At 58.1% G+C, this 17,099-nt stretch carries 14 protein-coding genes; 9 read left to right on the top strand and 5 right to left on the bottom strand.

Features of this window, described 5'->3' with window-relative positions; all coding sequences use genetic code 11:
• Positions 1-69 precede the first annotated feature (69 nt).
• Positions 70-774, bottom strand: a complete 705-nt coding sequence (hutC, locus tag BM205_RS01900) for a histidine utilization repressor (protein ID WP_092411971.1) — start codon at positions 772-774, stop codon at positions 70-72.
• 279 nt (positions 775-1,053) lie between these two features.
• On the opposite strand from hutC, the gene BM205_RS01895 reads away from it, so the two are divergent.
• The 8 genes from BM205_RS01895 to hutG all read left to right on the top strand — a co-directional run bounded on the left by BM205_RS01895 (position 1,054) and on the right by hutG (position 10,991).
• Positions 1,054-2,517, top strand: a complete 1,464-nt coding sequence (locus tag BM205_RS01895) for an amino acid permease (protein ID WP_092411970.1) — start codon at positions 1,054-1,056, stop codon at positions 2,515-2,517.
• Positions 2,518-2,520: 3 nt separating this feature from the next.
• The gene (locus BM205_RS01890; RefSeq protein ID WP_092411969.1) at positions 2,521-3,405 is read left to right on the top strand and encodes a universal stress protein; all 885 of its coding nucleotides are present in this window, start codon (positions 2,521-2,523) and stop codon (positions 3,403-3,405) included.
• Between the two features lie 105 nt (positions 3,406-3,510).
• Positions 3,511-5,211, top strand: coding sequence for a urocanate hydratase (hutU, locus tag BM205_RS01885; RefSeq protein ID WP_092411968.1), 1,701 nt, complete (start codon positions 3,511-3,513; stop codon positions 5,209-5,211).
• A gap of 114 nt (positions 5,212-5,325) precedes the next feature.
• On the top strand, positions 5,326-6,867 hold the full coding sequence (gene hutH / locus BM205_RS01880; protein WP_092411967.1) for a histidine ammonia-lyase: 1,542 nt from the start codon (positions 5,326-5,328) through the stop codon (positions 6,865-6,867).
• Between the two features lie 15 nt (positions 6,868-6,882).
• A complete protein-coding gene (locus BM205_RS01875) occupies positions 6,883-7,515 on the top strand; it encodes a HutD/Ves family protein (protein WP_092411966.1) in 633 nt (210 codons plus the stop codon).
• Complete coding sequence (gene hutI, locus BM205_RS01870; RefSeq protein WP_092411965.1) at positions 7,496-8,743, top strand: imidazolonepropionase; 1,248 nt, start codon at positions 7,496-7,498, stop codon at positions 8,741-8,743. Before BM205_RS01875 ends, hutI begins: the two co-directional genes overlap by 20 nt.
• A 13-nt stretch (positions 8,744-8,756) precedes the next feature.
• A complete protein-coding gene (locus BM205_RS01865; RefSeq protein ID WP_092411964.1) occupies positions 8,757-10,136 on the top strand; it encodes a formimidoylglutamate deiminase in 1,380 nt (459 codons plus the stop codon).
• 33 nt (positions 10,137-10,169) lie between these two features.
• On the top strand, positions 10,170-10,991 hold the full coding sequence (gene hutG / locus BM205_RS01860) for an N-formylglutamate deformylase (protein ID WP_092412650.1): 822 nt from the start codon (positions 10,170-10,172) through the stop codon (positions 10,989-10,991).
• A 4-nt stretch (positions 10,992-10,995) separates the two neighbouring features.
• On the opposite strand, the gene cls is transcribed toward hutG, so the two are convergent.
• Together cls and BM205_RS01850 are read right to left on the bottom strand one after the other, a co-directional pair.
• Positions 10,996-12,339, bottom strand: a complete 1,344-nt coding sequence (cls, locus tag BM205_RS01855; protein ID WP_254783692.1) for a cardiolipin synthase — start codon at positions 12,337-12,339, stop codon at positions 10,996-10,998.
• A gap of 84 nt (positions 12,340-12,423) precedes the next feature.
• Entirely contained in the window at positions 12,424-14,535 is a 2,112-nt protein-coding gene (locus BM205_RS01850; protein WP_092411962.1) for a site-specific recombinase, read from the bottom strand.
• A gap of 106 nt (positions 14,536-14,641) precedes the next feature.
• On the opposite strand from BM205_RS01850, the gene aroQ reads away from it, so the two are divergent.
• Positions 14,642-15,235: a gamma subclass chorismate mutase AroQ gene (aroQ, locus tag BM205_RS01845; RefSeq protein WP_092411961.1), complete on the top strand. Its 594-nt coding sequence runs from the start codon at positions 14,642-14,644 to the stop codon at positions 15,233-15,235.
• 39 nt (positions 15,236-15,274) lie between these two features.
• On the opposite strand, the gene BM205_RS01840 is transcribed toward aroQ, so the two are convergent.
• A complete protein-coding gene (locus BM205_RS01840) occupies positions 15,275-16,378 on the bottom strand; it encodes a patatin-like phospholipase family protein (RefSeq protein WP_254783691.1) in 1,104 nt (367 codons plus the stop codon).
• A 16-nt stretch (positions 16,379-16,394) separates the two neighbouring features.
• On the bottom strand, positions 16,395-17,015 hold the full coding sequence (locus BM205_RS01835; RefSeq protein WP_092411959.1) for a hypothetical protein: 621 nt from the start codon (positions 17,013-17,015) through the stop codon (positions 16,395-16,397).
• Between the last annotated feature and the right edge of the window lie 84 nt (positions 17,016-17,099).

Here is a 17,099-nt window from a genome sequence, read left to right as displayed (position 1 = left end):
AATTGCAGAATCTGAATTTTACCGCTTCGACAACATTGCTGCTGCCGAGCGGAAAATCCGGGTTGCAAATCAAAAGCTGCCGGTAAATTGATAACGTGAAGCCGGATGCCATAACGACGCCACCGACGCCACTTGCCCCTGCGACAAGGTGCGGCGTTTGAGTACCAGGCAAGGCTCTTGCGCGGCCATGCCTAGCAGCTCCGCAATCTCAGCCGGCGGCAGGCAAGCTTCAATCGCAAACCGCACCCCTTGCAACGGCGCCACGCGCATCAGGTAGGCATTTGGCGTCTGACTGGTGAAGTCCTGCGCCAGATAATCTTCAGCGATTGCCGGGTTGACATAACGGTCTTCGACCTGGATCGGCAAGGCGTTCTCAAAGTGCACCACCACTGAATGGAACAGGCTTTGCTGCGTCGGCAGTCCGAACTGGCGGGCCAGGGCTTCGTCGGCTTTGCAGCGTTCCAGTTGTTGCAGCTCGCTGCGGTGCACATGGCCGCGTGCCGCAATTTCCTCTGCAATGTTGCGGATTTCGACCAGTGTGGACTGGTATTTTTGCTGCGCCACAAACGTCCCGGAACCTTGTACCCGTAGCACAATCTGCTCATCGCTGAGCTCGCGGATGGCGCGGTTCACTGTCATCCGCGACACCCCGAATTCGCGCCCAAGTGCTTCCTCGGTCGGGATCGCTTCGCCTTCTTTCCAGATGCCGGCCTGGATCTGGCTCAATACATAGGCCTTGATGCGCTGGAAGGCCGGGAGGGTATCGGACGTCATGGCGTGCGGTCCTGTAAAGACCGTGATTTGTTGTTTTTTTGCGGCATATTGGCGCTCATTTCCCAGGGTTCTGACCAAGAAAAAAACTTGGATTGTCTTGACACATGAGTTTAGCATACGTACTATTTGTATATACATTTAGCTTAATAAAGATTATATTTGTATGATCAAATAATCGGCATGTCGATTTTTGCGGGCATGCTTAGCTAGGAAGGCGCAGTGCCCGGCCAGATAAAAAAATAACAAAATCACATGTTCCAAATCCTTCCAGGAGACAAAATGAATGCATTTTTAAACGCGCTGATACGAAAAAAATCAATCAACGACGATGCGCGCACAAACCATGGCAGCGGCGAACTGAAGCGTAGCCTGGGCTTGTTTTCTTTGGTGATGCTGGGCGTCGGCGCTACCATCGGCACCGGTATTTTCTTTGCGATGGCCGAAGCGGTACCGAAGGCGGGGCCGGCGGTGATCTGGTCTTTTGTGATTGCGAGTATCGCGGCTGGCTTGACGGCGCTGTGCTACGCCGAGTTGTCGTCCTTCATTCCGGCCTCCGGCTCTGCCTATTCCTATACTTATGTCAGTGTCGGCGAATTTCCAGCATATATCGTAGGGTCTTGCCTGTTGCTTGAATACGCACTGGCTGCGAGCGCCACGGCCATCGGCTGGTCTGAGTATTTAAATAATTTTTTGCAACACGCGATCGGCTGGTCGATCCCGCTGCATTTGCGCAGCCCGTTAATGGTGAGCGGTGCGAACGGCCTTGAAATGCATTGGGGTAATTTCAATCTGCCGCCTATCATTCTAGTCAGCATGTGCTGTCTTTTGCTGCTGCGCGGCGCCAAAGAATCGGCTACGGTCAATGGCATCATGGTGCTCATCAAGATTGCCATCCTGGTATTTTTTTCCGTGATGGCGTTCACCGCTTTCAATAGCCATAATTTTGTTCCCTTCAACCCGCACGGGATGCTTGGACATGCTGGCGAGAAGGGAATGGGGATTGTTCCGGCCGCAGGCACTATCTTCTTCTCGTTCATCGGACTCGATACAGTGGCTACGGCCGGTGCTGAAACCGATAACCCGAAGCGCAATGTGCCGTTAGGCATCATGTTGGCGCTGCTGATTGTGGTGGCAGCCTATATCCTGGTGGCGACGGCTGCCATGGGGGCGCAACCGGTGGCGGCCTTTATCGGACAGGAGGCTGGTTTGTCAGCAATTCTGGAAAACGTTACCGGGCAAAAATGGCCTGCCATTTTGTTGTCTGCCGGCGCCATTATTTCGGTGTTCAGCGTGACCTTGGTACTGATTTACGGTCAAACCCGTATCTTGTTCGTGATCGGCCGCGATGGTTTGATTCCCAGGATTTTCCAAACCATACACCCGCGAACCCTGTCGCCGGTGGCGAACACATTGATCGTGTCGGTCATGGTGGGTTTGATTGCCGGATTCGTGGATTCAAGCTATCTGTGGGATATGGTCAGCATGGGAACCTTGGTGGCTTTCGCCCTGGTTTCTATCGGAGTGACGGTCATGCGCCGTAAATCTCCCGAACTGGTGCGCGGGTTCACCTTGCCTTTCGGACCTTGGGTGATTCCGGGTCTGAGCGTGGTTGCCTGTGCCTGGATCGTGGTGGGCTTAAGCAATGTGACTTACACCATATTTGCCGCGTGGATCGGCTTTACGGTGCTGGGCTACGCCATGTATGGCATCCATAACTCTAAACTTGCCTTAAAAAGGATTTGAATCATGCAAACCTGTTTGGTTGGCTATACGCCAGACGCCGCGGGTGAAGAAGCGCTGGCTTTGGCGCGAACCTGGGTTCGTGCACATGGCTGGTCGCTGGTGGTCTGCGTGGTGGCGCCGGAAGCCTGGGGCCATCCGTCGCTGGCCAGGCTCGACGTCGAGTACGGCAACTTCCTGGCGCAGCATACCCAAGCCGCCATCGACAAGGCACAGGCTTTGCTGGGCGCCACGCCGAATGCGCGCTACATCAAATTCGCCTCGGCTTCGGCCAGCGCCGGTTTGCTGGAGGCCGCCAAACAGGAAAACGCCGATCTGATCGTGCTCGGTTCTGCGCGCAACGGCCCTGAGGGACGTGTCTCGATCGGTGGCATGATCGGTGAAATCATGCACAGCTCCGAGCTGCCGATTGCCATCGCGCCACGCGGCTACAGCGCCAGCGCGAGTGCAGTAGTAGGGCGATTCACCTGTGCCTATTCGGGGCTGGAGGCTGCCAGCGGCACGGTGCTCGAAGCGCTCGGCATCGCCACCGCGATGGAGGCGCCGTTGCGCCTGGTCAGCTTTGCTGTGCGAGACCGCCAGATGTACCCGCCGCTGATCGGCTATCAAGCCGAGGAAAGCCTGGCCGAGGCTTGGCGCGAACAGGCGCTGGCCTCGCTCGAACGGGTGAAGAAACAACTGACCCGTCAGCAACCGCCGGTGGCGATCGCCGTTACTGTGAAAGAAACCTGGGAAGAAGCCCTCAGCAGTTTCGACTGGTTACCCGGCGAGATGCTGATCCTGGGATCAAGCCGGATGGGAGTGCTCAAACGTGTATTCCTGGGCTCTAACGCTAACAAGATTATCCAGGCTTCGCCGGTACCCGTGATGGTGCTGCCACGGGCGTCGTAACGGTTTTGCAACGGGCTTTCAACGGATTTCAAACGGGTTTTAAATTCAAGCGGCGGATTGCCGCAATGTGTCTACTCTTTATATATATATTAAAAGGAAACTATCATGACTAACAATCTCGATCCTCGCTTCGATCCTACTCGTGTGATCCGTGCGCCGCGCGGCAGCCAGCTGAACTGCAAGAACTGGCTGACCGAAGCCGCCTACCGCATGCTGCAAAACAACCTCGACCCTGAGGTGGCTGAAGACCCGAAAAACCTGGTGGTGTACGGCGGCATCGGCCGTGCCGCGCGCGACTGGGCTTGTTTCGACCAGATACTGGCCTCGTTGAAAGAGTTGAACGACGACGAGTCGCTGCTGGTGCAATCCGGCAAGCCGGTGGGCGTGTTCAAGACCCATCCTAATGCGCCGCGCGTGCTGATCGCCAATTCCAACCTGGTGCCGAAATGGGCCAATTGGGAACATTTCAACGAACTCGACCGCAAGGGCTTGTTCATGTACGGCCAGATGACCGCCGGCAGCTGGATTTACATCGGCAGCCAGGGCATCGTGCAAGGCACTTTCGAGACTTTTGTCGAAGCCGGCCGCCAGCATTTCAATAACGATCTGGGCGGCAAGTGGATCTTGACCGCCGGCCTGGGCGGCATGGGTGGCGCACAGCCGCTGGCGGCGACGCTGGCCGGTGCGGTATCGCTCAACATCGAATGCCAGCAAAGCAGTATCGACTTCCGCCTGCGCACCCGCTATGTCGACAAGCAGGCCAAGGACATCGACGACGCCATCGCGCTGATCAAGCAGCACACCGCCGCCAAAGAAGCGGTGTCGATCGCCTTGCTGGGCAACGCTGCCGAGATCCTGCCTGAACTGGTGCGCCGCGCCAAAGCCGGTGGTTTGAAGCCGGACCTGGTAACCGACCAGACTTCCGCACACGATCTTATCAACGGCTATCTGCCGAGCGGCTGGAGCGTAGCGCAGTGGAAGGCTGCCCAGCGCGACCAGACCAAGCATGCAGAACTGACCGAAGCCGCCGCCAAGAGCTGTGCCGTGCACGTGCAAGCCATGCTCGATTTCCAGGCCATGGGCATCCCGACTGTCGATTACGGCAATAACATCCGCCAGGTGGCGTTTGACATGGGCGTTAAAAACGCCTTCGATTTCCCCGGTTTTGTGCCGGCTTATATCCGTCCGCTGTTTTGCGAAGGCAAGGGACCGTTCCGCTGGGTGGCGCTGTCGGGCGATCCGGAAGACATCTACAAGACCGACGCCAAGATCAAAGAACTGTTTCCAGAAAATAAACACACCCATCGCTGGCTCGACATGGCGCGCGAACGCATCGCCTTCCAGGGTTTGCCGGCGCGTATCTGCTGGCTCGGCCTGGGTGAGCGCCACCGCGCCGGCCTTGCGTTCAACGAGATGGTCAGGAATGGCGAGTTGAAAGCACCTATCGTGATCGGCCGCGACCATCTCGACACCGGCTCGGTAGCCAGTCCTAACCGCGAGACGGAATCGATGAAAGACGGCACCGACGCCGTCAGCGACTGGCCGTTGCTGAACGCGTTGCTGAATACCGCCGGCGGCGCTACCTGGGTCAGCCTGCACCACGGCGGCGGCGTTGGCATGGGTTACTCACAGCATTCCGGCATGGTGATTGTGGCCGACGGTACCGACGCTGCGGCCGAGCGCCTGGCGCGAGTACTGGTCAACGATTGCGCCTCGGGCGTGATGCGCCACGCCGACGCCGGTTATGACATCGCAATCGCCACTGCAAAAGAACATGGCCTGAATCTGCCGATGATCAATCGCTGATCAATGCGTTGGCGATTGGTGTAGTGTTCCGAGCGGGGCGCAACACCATGGCTGCTTTACCCATAGAATGAATTGAATTAACTATTGCCTCGCACTATTTTGAAAGAAGTGATCATGAAAACATTATTGACTCTGCAACCTGGAAAAATCTCTCTGGCAGAGATTCGCAGTATTTGGGCCGACGGCGTGCCGCTCCAGCTGGCACCGTCCGCCTACGAAGCAATCAATGCCTCGGCCGCTACCGTCGCCAGAATCGTTGAGCGCGGCGATGCCGCCTATGGCATCAATACCGGCTTCGGCAAACTGGCCAAGACCCGGATTCCGGATGATCAGCTGGAACTGCTGCAACGTAACCTGATCATGTCGCACTCGGTCGGCACCGGCGAATTGATGGCCGATGAGACGGTACGCCTGGTCCTGGCGATGAAAATCGGCAGCCTTTCGCGCGGCTTCTCCGGTATCCGGGCCAAAGTAATCGATACCATGCTGGCGATCTACAACGCCGGCATCATGCCCTGTATCCCGGTCAAGGGTTCAGTCGGCGCATCCGGCGATCTGGCGCCGTTGTCGCATATGACGCTGGCGATCATGGGCGAAGGCCAGGTACGGGTCGACGGCAAACTGGTGGATGCCAAGGAAGCGCTGGCCAAGGCCGGCATCACGCCGATCGTGCTGGCCTCGAAGGAGGGTCTGGCGTTGATCAACGGCACCCAGGTCTCAACCGCATTGACGCTGCACGGTTTGTTCCTGGCAGAGCGCGTACTGGAAGCCGCGACCGTTACCGGCGCCCTGGCAGTGGATGCTGCGCGCGGCAGCGACGCACCGTTCGACCCGCGCGTGCATGAAGTACGCGGCCAGCCGGGACAGATTGCCAGCGCGAAAATTTATCGCCAGCTATTGAGCGGCAGCGCGATCCGGCAATCGCATCTGGTCAACGATGAGCGTGTACAAGATCCGTACAGCTTGCGTTGCCAGCCGCAAGTGATGGGCGCTTGCGTCGACCTGATCGGCAATGCCGCGCGCACGCTGCTGATCGAGGCGAATGCCGTGACTGACAATCCTTTGATTTATTCCGAGCACGACGAAGTCATTTCCGGCGGTAATTTTCACGCTGAGCCGGTGGCGTTTGCGGCTGACACGCTGGCGTTGGCGATCGCCGAGATCGGCGCTTTGTCCGAACGTCGCATCGCGTTGCTGATCGATTCATCGATTTCCGGCCTGCCGCCATTCCTGGTGAACGAGCCGGGCCTGAATTCCGGTTTCATGATCGCCCACGTTACCGCCGCGGCCCTGGCCTCGGAAAACAAATCCATGGCGCATCCGGCCAGCGTCGACAGTTTGCCGACGTCCGCTAACCAGGAAGACCACGTCAGCATGGCCACCTACGCCGGTCGCCGTCTGCATGAGATGGCGCACAATACCGCAACCATCGTCGCGATTGAATTGCTGGCGGCGGCACAGGGTGTGGATTTCCATCAGCCGCTGGCCACCTCACCGTTGTTGACCCAAGTGCAGCAGCGCTTGCGTGACAAGGTCGGGTTCTACGACAAGGACCGCTTCTTTGCGCCGGATATCGAAGCCGCCAAGCAGATGGTCTTGCAAGGTGCGGTCAGCGCCAGCTGCAGTTCCTTGTTTGCGGATTTATACAAACAATAAAGACAAGTCGATAAAATGAAACTCATCAAGTTCGAAGACTTGCATGCCACGCCGTGGAAAAACGGCGGTGGCGTGACGCGTGAGTTATACGGCTATCCGGCGGCAGCCTCGTTCGATGCGTTTTTGTGGCGGGTGAGTATTGCCGACGTCGCACAGACCGGCGCGTTTTCAAGTTTTCCCGGAGTCGACCGGGTGATTACGCTGCTGGAAGGCGAGGGCATGCAATTGCTCGCCGATAACGGCAAACAAACATCGCTGACGATGCCGTTGCAGCCATATTGCTTTCGCGGCGAAGAGCAGATAACCGCACGTCTGGAAGGCGGGCCATGTAAAGATTTCAACCTGATGCTGCGGCGCGGTGCTGCTAGCGGCGCGGTCGAGATCTCGCGTGCCGATCGAGTTCTGCCGCCGGGCTGGGAACTTCTGTTTTGCGTGCAAGGCCGCTGGGACGTGCGAAGCGAGAACCCGGATTCGGGGCAAGCGACGCTGGCGCCAGGCCAGACCCTGGTGCGCGAAAGCGAAACGGGCGCGCTGGCCTTGCGTGCGCTGAACGCCGACAGTGTTTTAATCAGCGTGACAATTAATCTAAACGCCAATCACAACATCAATCTGCAACCGGGATACCAACATGCCGCAGAGTCCAGTTAAGCAAGTGCAGTCTGCCTACGGCATCTGGCATAACGCCAGGATCGCCCCGGCCGGCAATCCGGACCAGACCATCAGCGATGCTGCCATCGTGGTGCGCAACGGCGTCATTGCCTGGATCGGCAGCGAGGCGGAGATGCCTGCGGAATTTATCGATGCCCGCTTGCCGCGGCACGATGTCGCCAACCGCTGGATCACGCCTGGTTTGATCGATTGCCATACGCATCTGGTGTATGGCGGCAACCGCGCCGATGAATTCGCCTTGCGCCTGGCCGGCGCCAGCTATGAAGAAATCGCACGTCGTGGCGGCGGCATCGTATCCACCGTGCGCGCCACCCGCGAGGCCGACGAAGAAAGCCTGTTCCGGCAAGCGGCAAGAAGGCTGGAGGCCTTGCTGGCCGAAGGCGTGACGACGATCGAAATCAAATCCGGCTACGGCCTGGATCTGCAGACCGAGCGCAAAATGCTGCGCGTCGCGCGGCGCCTTGGCGCATCTTATCCGGTCACTGTGTACACTACTTTTCTTGGCGCCCATGCGGTGCCGCCGGAATATCAGGGCCGTGCCGACGCCTACATCGATCTGGTCTGCAACGAAATGCTGCCGGTGCTGCATGCTGAAGGCTTGATCGACGCGGTCGACGTGTTTTGCGAAAACATCGGTTTTTCCGTGGCACAGAGCGAAAGGGTATTCGCGGTTGCCAGCAAGCTCGGCTTGCCGGTAAAAATGCATGCCGATCAACTGTCGAATATTGGAGCGACGCAGCTGGCTACACGCTTCAAAGCCCTGTCGGTCGATCATCTGGAGCATCTGAGCGAAGCCGATGTGATCGAAATGCAGCAGAGCGGCACGGTGGCAGTGTTGCTGCCTGGCGCCTACTATTTCATACGCGAAACCAAACAGCCACCGCTCGAATTGCTGCGGCGCCACCGGATACCGATGGCGATTTCCACCGATAGCAATCCGGGCACATCGCCAACCACGTCGTTGCTGCTGATGTTGAACATGTCTTGCACTTTGTTCCGCATGACGGTAGCTGAAGCGTTACTGGGCGTTACCGGCAATGCTGCCCTGGCACTCGGTAAAGCTGATCGGCACGGCTTGCTGGCGGCGGGCCGTGCTGCCGATTTTGTTATCTGGTCAGTCGATTCGCTGGCCGAACTGGCTTACTGGTCCGGACTCAATCCTTGCAGCGCGGTAGTGCGCTGCGGCCTGTCTGGCAAGGCAACGTAGAAGGAGTATTTTCATGAAACAACTGATCGCCGACCGCGCCCTGCTGCCTGAAGGCTGGCGCAACAATGTACTGCTGGAATGGGACGATAAGGGCATCCTGACGCGCGTCAGTCCCGATGCCGCGGAAATCGCGCTGGCTCCCAGAGCCGTCGGCCCGGTGTTGCCGGGCATTGCAAATCTGCATTCGCATGCGTTTCAACGCGCGATGGCAGGACTGACGGAATATCGCTCCGACCTGAACGACAATTTCTGGAGCTGGCGTACCTTGATGTACAAGTTTGCCGGCAAGTTGTCGCCGGTCGACCTGAAGGCGATTGCGGTGCAACTGTATATCGAGATGCTGCAAGCAGGCTATACCTCGGTCTGCGAATTCCACTATTTGCATCACGGCAGCGATGGCAAGCCGTATGCCAATCCGGTGGAAAACATGGTTTGCCTGATTGAAGCCGCACAGGAAGTCGGCATCGGCCTGACTTTGCTGCCGGTGATGTACCAGTACAGCGGTTTCGGCGCGCAAGCGCCGCATGCGGGGCAAGCCTGCTTCATCAATTCGCCGGAGTGGATCATGAGCGCCTTGCAAATCTTGCAAGCATCGCATCCGCAGCATGCCGGCTTGCGCTACGGTGTCGCACCGCATTCATTGCGCGCAGTGTCGCCGCAATCGCTGCAGGAACTGCTGACGCAGCTCAGGCAATGGGATGCGCAAGCACCGGTACACATCCACATTGCAGAACAAAACAAGGAAGTCGAAGACTGCGTCGCGGCCTTAGGTGCGCGGCCGGTGGCCTGGCTGCTGGACAATGTCGAGGTGGATCGCCATTGGTGCCTGGTGCACGCTACCCAGATGACAACGCCTGAAACGGAAAAGCTGGCGCGCAGCGGCGCCGTCGCCGGCATTTGTCCGACTACCGAAGCCAATCTGGGCGACGGCATTTTCAATGGCGTTGCCTATGCGGCTGCGCAAGGTGCGTGGGGCATAGGCTCTGACAGCCACGTTAGTACCAGCGTCAGCGAAGAATTGCGTTTGTATGAGTACAGCCAGCGCCTGCTGCATCGCCAGCGCAATATGCTGGTCGGCAGCGAGAGCGCATCGGCGGGCGGGTACATGTATCGGCAGGCGCTGCACGGCGGCGCTACCGCCAGCGGTCGCCAGGTGGCAGGCCTGGCGGTCGGGCAGCGCGCCGATTTGCTGGCGCTGGATCCGCAGCACGCGGACCTGGGCGGCAAACATGGCGAGCAATTGCTCGACAGCTTTGTGTTTTGCAATCACGGGCAAACGCCGGTGCGCGATGTCATGGTCGGCGGCAACTGGGTCATCCGCGACCACAAGCATAGCCGGCAGGAGCAGAGCGCCTTGTCCTATGCGCGTACCATGAAGAGATTGCTGGACTAAAATGTCGTATTGGGTGGGTTGAAAGGATTGATGATGGGTTTCTCTGTGGAAAAATTTCTGTTTCATCGCGGCAGATTGCCGTTGCTGGTGTCGATGCCGCATGCCGGCGAGTACATTCCGCCGGATATCCGCGCCAACATGAGCGCCGTGGCACTGGACATTGCCGATACCGACTGGCACATGCCGCAGTTATATAATTTCCTGGAGCAGCTCGGCGCGTCGACTTTGGTAGCGACCCACTCGCGTTACGTGATCGATCTGAATCGCCCGGAAGACAACGTCAATCTCTACCCGGGGCAGGATACGACCGGACTGTGTCCGGTGGATACCTTCCACAAGGAACCGCTGTATCAAGCCGGTAAAAATCCAGATGAAGCCGAAATCCAACGCCGCGTCACCGAATACTGGCGGCCCTATCACCAGCAACTGGAGCAAGAATTACAGCGGCTGCGTGCCGAGCATGGCGTAGCGATGCTGTGGGATGCGCACTCCATCGCATCCGTAGTGCCGCGGTTCTTCGAAGGGCGTTTGCCCGACTTGAACCTGGGCACCGGCGCCGGCAGCTCATGCGCGCCGGAACTGACGCAGCAATTGCAGGCGGTTGCCGCCCAGGCGGCCGATGCTGGTTACAGCCATGCGGTGAATGGCCGTTTCAAGGGCGGCCATATCACGCGCCACTATGGCAAGCCGGAACAGAATATCCACGCGGTACAGCTGGAGCAGACGCAAATCAGTTATATGGAAGAACAACTGCCATTTGCTTTCGACGAGCAGCGGGCGGCGCGGGTGCGGCCGACTTTGCAGCGCTTTATGGAAGTGATGCTGGCGTGGGCGGATAGCCACGCCGTGAAGTGAACATTCATAGCCAATAACCGATCGAGCGCGCAGCCCATTCCTTGACGCGGTCCGAAAATGGCCGCTGCTGCCATTGCTCTAGCGTGATTTGCCTGGAACCACGGATGTCTTCGCGGAATGCTCTCTCCATTTGGCGCCCGAACTGCTCATCGATGACAATCACGTTTGCTTCATAGTTGTGGAGGAAGCTGCGGATGTCCATGTTGGCGGAGCCGACCGTAGACCAGCTGCCGTCGATGACCGCGGTTTTGGCGTGCAGCACCGCTATCTGCAGCTGATAAATGCGGACGCCGGCGTTCAGCAGTTGCGTATAAAACGATTGGCCGGCATGGAACATCAGTCCGACATCGGACACCCCCGGCATGATGAGAGTGACATCCACCCCGCGCCGCGCGGCAGCGACCAATGCGTCCACCAGCTGGCGGTCGGGGGTGAAGTAGGGCGTGGTGATATGGATGCTTTTACGGGCTTGCTGGATCGCCAGAATGTAGGCTTTGTACAGGCTGTAATCGCTGTCCGGCTGGCTGCTCAGCACATGCACCGCCTTGTTGCCGGCTTCGGCCAGTTTCGGAAAATAATCCAGGTCCGGTAAATCCTCGGCGTATTGCGTGGCCCAGGTTTGCATGAACAGCAATTGCAACGAGGCGACAGCGGGGCCTTCTATCTGCACATGGGTGTCGCGCCAGCCAATAGCGCCAGCGCCGCTATTGGCGCGGCGGCCGGCGCGAAACAGCGAGCTGTTGGCGTAGGCGGCGCTGATGTTGACGCCGCCGGTGAAACCGATCTTGCCGTCCACCACCAGGATCTTGCGATGGTCGCGATGATTCAGCTGCCAGTGGCCAAAGCGTTTAAGCGGATTGACCGGATTGAATTCGATCAGCCTGATGCCGGCCGCGCGCATACGATCGAAAAATTCGGTGGGAGTGTCGATGCTGCCGACACTATCGTAGATGATGTTGACTTGCACCCCGTCATGTTGCTTTTCTATCAGCAGGTCCGCAAATTGCTGGGCGAGCTGGTCCTGATCGAAAATATACGTTTCAAAATTGATCGTGGTTTTGGCCTGCCTGATGGCAGCAATCATCGCAGTCAAGGTTTCCGGCCCGTCGAACAGCAAGGTTACCTTGTTGCCTTTGACCAGCGGGCTGCCGGTAGCCGCCGCCTCCATTGCCGCCAGGTTGTCGAGCCTGGATGCGGCGCCGTCTTGGCTATTGGCCGTTGTGGTTACCTGCAGCACAGAAGCGCTCAAGTTGCTGACGTCGGGCAAAGTCGAGCAAGCTGCTGTCAAGATGCACAGCAGCGCCACGGCGTATCGGAGAAAAGATTCACGTAACTGAGCGTTCAACATGTTTTCCATCGTGCGCCGGCTGGCGTTGGTATTTTGCTCGGTTTGGCTTGCAACACTTTGTTATTCCTACATTGCTTCTAACATCTAGGCGGCCGGCTTGTCCTGTTCCAGCGGAGCGACTCTCTTGGGTGGAATGAAGAAATCCTTGGGCCCGCTCCTGAAACGTGCGAACACCGCCCTGGCCAATGTCATTCCCTGACGGAACCGGATCTGGCGTGCGCGCATGGCCACGAACAAGGCCAGAGAAAAGCTGACCCAGAGGTTCACGGTACCGATTCCCAGCACGCCAATGACGGAGACCACCGCTGTCCGCCAGCCCATCTGGTTATCCAGGCCGACCAGTGCGGTGGCAAAGTTAGTGGCCGAAAACGTAATGTGACGGATATCGATAGGCAAGCCGAGCATGAACCCGATGGTGCCTATCGTGCCGAGCAATATACCGAAGTAGAAATTACCCATCAGTCCGCCCAGATTACGTTCAAGGTATTCGCCGAACCGGTCCAGCCGTTGCTGGCCGAGCAACTTGCGCAACCAGCGCGCGCGCGCCACGCGCTTTCCCATGTGTGTGTAGAGCGCCTTGTTATCGTAGTAGCCCGAGATCAGGCCGGCCAGGAACAGGCAGACGCCGGCAATCGCCGCATGGAACAGCGCCAGGCTGGCGAACGGATTGATATCGTGCAGCAGGTGAGCCGCCTTGTCGGGCGAAACCAGATGATGGCCGGACAGCGAGTGATAGGCGAGGGCGATCAGGTAGGCTACCGGAAAAGCCAGCAGCAAATTGCCCGCCACCGCGATAAATTGGGTGCGTATCACTTTGACGATAAGCTCCACCAGGCTATCGAGATCGATATTGCGGCCGTCGCGGCTGTGCAAGCCGGAAGCGATGCGCGATGCGGTCATCGCCGGTTGCTTGGTGGCGACCGTGAAGTGCAGCACATGGATCAGCATGAAGCCGACCGAATAATTCATGCTGAATAAAAATGCTTCCACCAGCGGTGCAGCGCGCAGATAAGATGCCAGTATCTTGATCAGCGACATGAAGCCGATGATCAGCCCGGCGCCGGAAGCGGAGCGGAACATCGCACCATATTCCTGCCGGTCCTCGGCAATATAGTGTTCGCCGGTGCGGCTGGCGTTTTCGGTGACATTGCGTGCCAGCAGGTTGATATTGTCGGCGAACAGTTCGCGCACCGCATATTTGCGGTTATGCCCTTCGATCAGTTCCTGGCCTAGCGCCAACGCCTGGTTGCGTTTGGCGGCCTGACTGGCCTCTGCCGTGTTTTGATCCTGCGTTTCTTCTGCAGCTTCGGCTTTGGTTTCACCGACATCGACCAGGCTCAACAGCTTGCGCAGGCGCGTGATGCTTTGCTCCAGCCTGACCAGCAGATAGGTCAGGGATACGCTACTCCCCATGCGCAAGGCGTTTTTACGGATTTTGAGGACGATGGTCTCGCATTGATCCAGCATCACCGCCAGATGGCGGGCATCTTCCAGCGGCGGCAACTGCCCCGGATCGGCTGCCGACTCGCTCGTCGCCAGATGGTGGCGATAGCTGTTCAGGTACAGGTGCAGTTCGACGTTCTGCATCAGGAACGGCGATTCGAATTCGTCAATACTGGGGTAGAGCCTAAGCAGCGCGGGCTCCAGCCCCATGGCGCTGATGCGATAGGATAGAGTCTGGATCGCTTCCAGCAATTCGCCCACGGTTTTATGGCGATCGACGGCATCGCTGGCGGCATTGTTCTCAGCATCGGTATAGGGCGCCGCCTGGCTTAACAGGTCATACAGGCTCAGCCAGTCTGCTGCCGGCACTGCATTGATCCACAGATAATCGGTTTCGATCGGCAGCAGGCGATCAAGGCAATCGCGCAAATAATTGTCATCCAGCGCCGGCGGCAAGATGCGAAATGACAGGCGCTGAAAAAGTTCGGTGAAAAAGCCGGCGTTCGGCAAGATGCCGGTATCGGTATACAAACTGATCTGGCGGCGCGTCGAAAACAGGCGCAGCACGTAGTGGCGCAGGGCGCTGGCCTGGGCCGGTTCGCCATGCAGCAATTGCACCAACACTCGCACATTCTCGGCCGCCTGTTCGCCTTGCTCCGGTTTACCGGGGCGCAAGGTCTTTATCAAGGCCACCAGATGGTCGATGTTGTCGGAGTTCGGATCGGCAGTGATGAGTTTTAGTGTTGACAGCATGTAAATTTTTATAAAATGCAAAGTAGATAGTGTACGTTTAGTTTATCGAAACGGGTTGCGAACGCATGAATGAATGCTATGTTTCGCGTTGTCATAGAAAGAATCCATGAAAATCTCAAAATCTCTGTACTTGGGTAGATTCCTGACCTGCTGGTTCCTGCTGTTTATCCTGGCGGCTTGCCAAAGCATGCCGTCAACGCCTGGTGTTCAGTGCGGTCCCTCTGCTGCGGACGCCGGGCAGATCGATCAGCTGTTGACCCTGATAGATCAACGCCTGGCAGTTGCGCCGATGGTGGCCAAAGCGAAATGGAACTCCGGCGGCGCCATCAACGATCCGCCACGTGAGCAACTGATACTGGACGATGTCACTGCTCAGGCTGAAGGCTTGAATGCGGCTTTTGTAAGACGTTTCTTCCAGGCCCAGTTCGAGGCCGGTAAAACCCTGCAGCTAGGTTTGCATGCGCAATGGCGCCAGCAAGGTGCAGGCCGTTTTGCCGATGCTCCTGATCTGGGGCGAGATGTGCGGCCGGTGCTGGACAAGCTGACGCCGCAATTGATTGCCGCGCTCGGCAAGATTCAACCGCTGTTGGCGCAGCCTGGCATACCAGCCTATATCGACATGCGCGCAAGGGTTTTGGTGCGCGACGATCTGGACGGTTTGCCGCGCCGTGTGGCGCTTCAGGGCTGGATGGGGAATTAAAGGCGAAGAACTAAGGGTGGATATTCAGTTCGGACCTGATCAAGGTTTGTTGTACCTGGTCGCATGACGCATGTGCTGTTTGTAATCGGCATGCGGCGTGCCAAAGGCTTCCAGTCCGCGCTGATAGCCGTATTGCCATTGCGCCTCGACGTGCTCCACATAAGTTTCATAGCGGGTTGGCATGAGCAGGCGCAAGCGATTCTTCCGCCAGGATAGTTTTTGCTGCATGCCGTTCTTGTGGAAAACGCTTTCCACATCCGAAGAATCGATCCAGACGTCGGCATGCTGGCGGTGGACATGGCGCAGTCGCTGGTTGCCGTCGACACCCAGCACCGCGCGCCAGGCAGGGATGGCGGTTGCCTGGTTAAACGGTGCTTTCAGTTCCATCACTACCCGTTGCGCCAGTTTATTTGCCAGCTCGATGGGGAACAGATCGACCACGCCGCCAGTGTAATGGCTGGACTGATGCGAGTGGCAGCGAAAATAAAACATGTCTGAAATGGAAATCCGCACCGCATCGCCGATAGGCATATGCACGTCGGTCAGCAATTGCGGTGCGATCGCATTGTCGCCCCACAGCGGCTCGCTCATGGGAGATCGCATGCCGTTGAGCAGCGCCGCTGTGAGCGGATTGCAAAATACGGTCTCGGCAAATAATTTGCGGCCGGCCCGGCGTTGTCCGATCTCCGCTTTTGAAAACAATATTTTCCCACCGATAATGGCCACCGCGACAGGATCTGCCGATTGCGGCTGGAGCGGCGGCAAGGGCAATTCTGCCGGTATATCGAAAAAATAATCGCTGAACAGGTCTGGAATTTTGGCTGCGCGCTTTACCGTAAGGCGGCGTTTGACCGCATGAATAAAGGAACGGCCGATGGCGGCCTTAGGCGTCGACTGCAGGCCGCAGAGAAATTGATACATCGCTGGCGAGCTGATCCACGCCTTGCGCTGCGCATCGTCCGGCAACGCCTGGATCACGGCGGCGGCGATGGAGCCGCCACAACTGGCCAGCAGCAGATCAGGTTTGTTACCAGTCTCGACTGCTGCTGCGTACATGCCCAGGTAATAGCCAAAGCGAAAACCACCGCCAGCCATCACCATGCAACATTGATATTTTCCGGTTCGGGTTTCGGTTTCGGTCATGGGCTGGGATTATGCACTAACAACGCGCCCAGAACCTTCTGGTTTGCAGATCGTCGCGCTCGTGTTGCATGCGGTCGCGGATATGCGGCGGCTGCCGGTGTTGGCCCATAGCGTTAAGCCATTCGATGCGTCGTCCTAGTGCCAGGCAATCGACACCGGCCTCGGTGGTGATGGTGCCTATGGCGGGTTCGATAACGGCAGCTGACGGTGCAGCCTGGGCTAGCTGGGGCGGCGGTTGGCGTAGCGTGCGTTCGATCGTCGCCTGGTCGACGCCGGGGATGACGGCGTTATCGGTAATCTGTACGGGTTTGGCTTTGCTGCCTTGAGGACAACCCTTGTCGGTATAGACGATCTTGCCGTCGATGGTGCATTTGGCAATGACGCCGACGTTCTCCAGCAATGGTCGGTTAGCACCTGTCGATGGCGCTGCTGGCGGGGCGCCCGCCGCCAATGTCGCGGCGACAGGCGTGGGTGGTGCAGGAATTGTCGCGAACGGTGCGGCGCTGGCGGTTTTTGCCGGACTATCAGGATTCTTGCTGCTACCGGTATTGCGTGAATGGTCGATAGCATACAGAACGCCGCTGGCAAGGGCGATGGCCAGGAAGAACGCGCCAAAAATCCGGATTGCAGGATGCATAGGTTTACTCAAGAGGTAATACCATCAATCGGCCGCCATGGCTGGCCTGCCATGACATAGGCAAGGGGAGGGGCGCATGGCGGC

It is taken from the genome of Collimonas sp. OK307, from assembly GCF_900113705.1.
Lineage (GTDB): Bacteria > Pseudomonadota > Gammaproteobacteria > Burkholderiales > Burkholderiaceae_D > Collimonas.
This window is presented reverse-complemented; position numbering and strand designations above follow the sequence as displayed.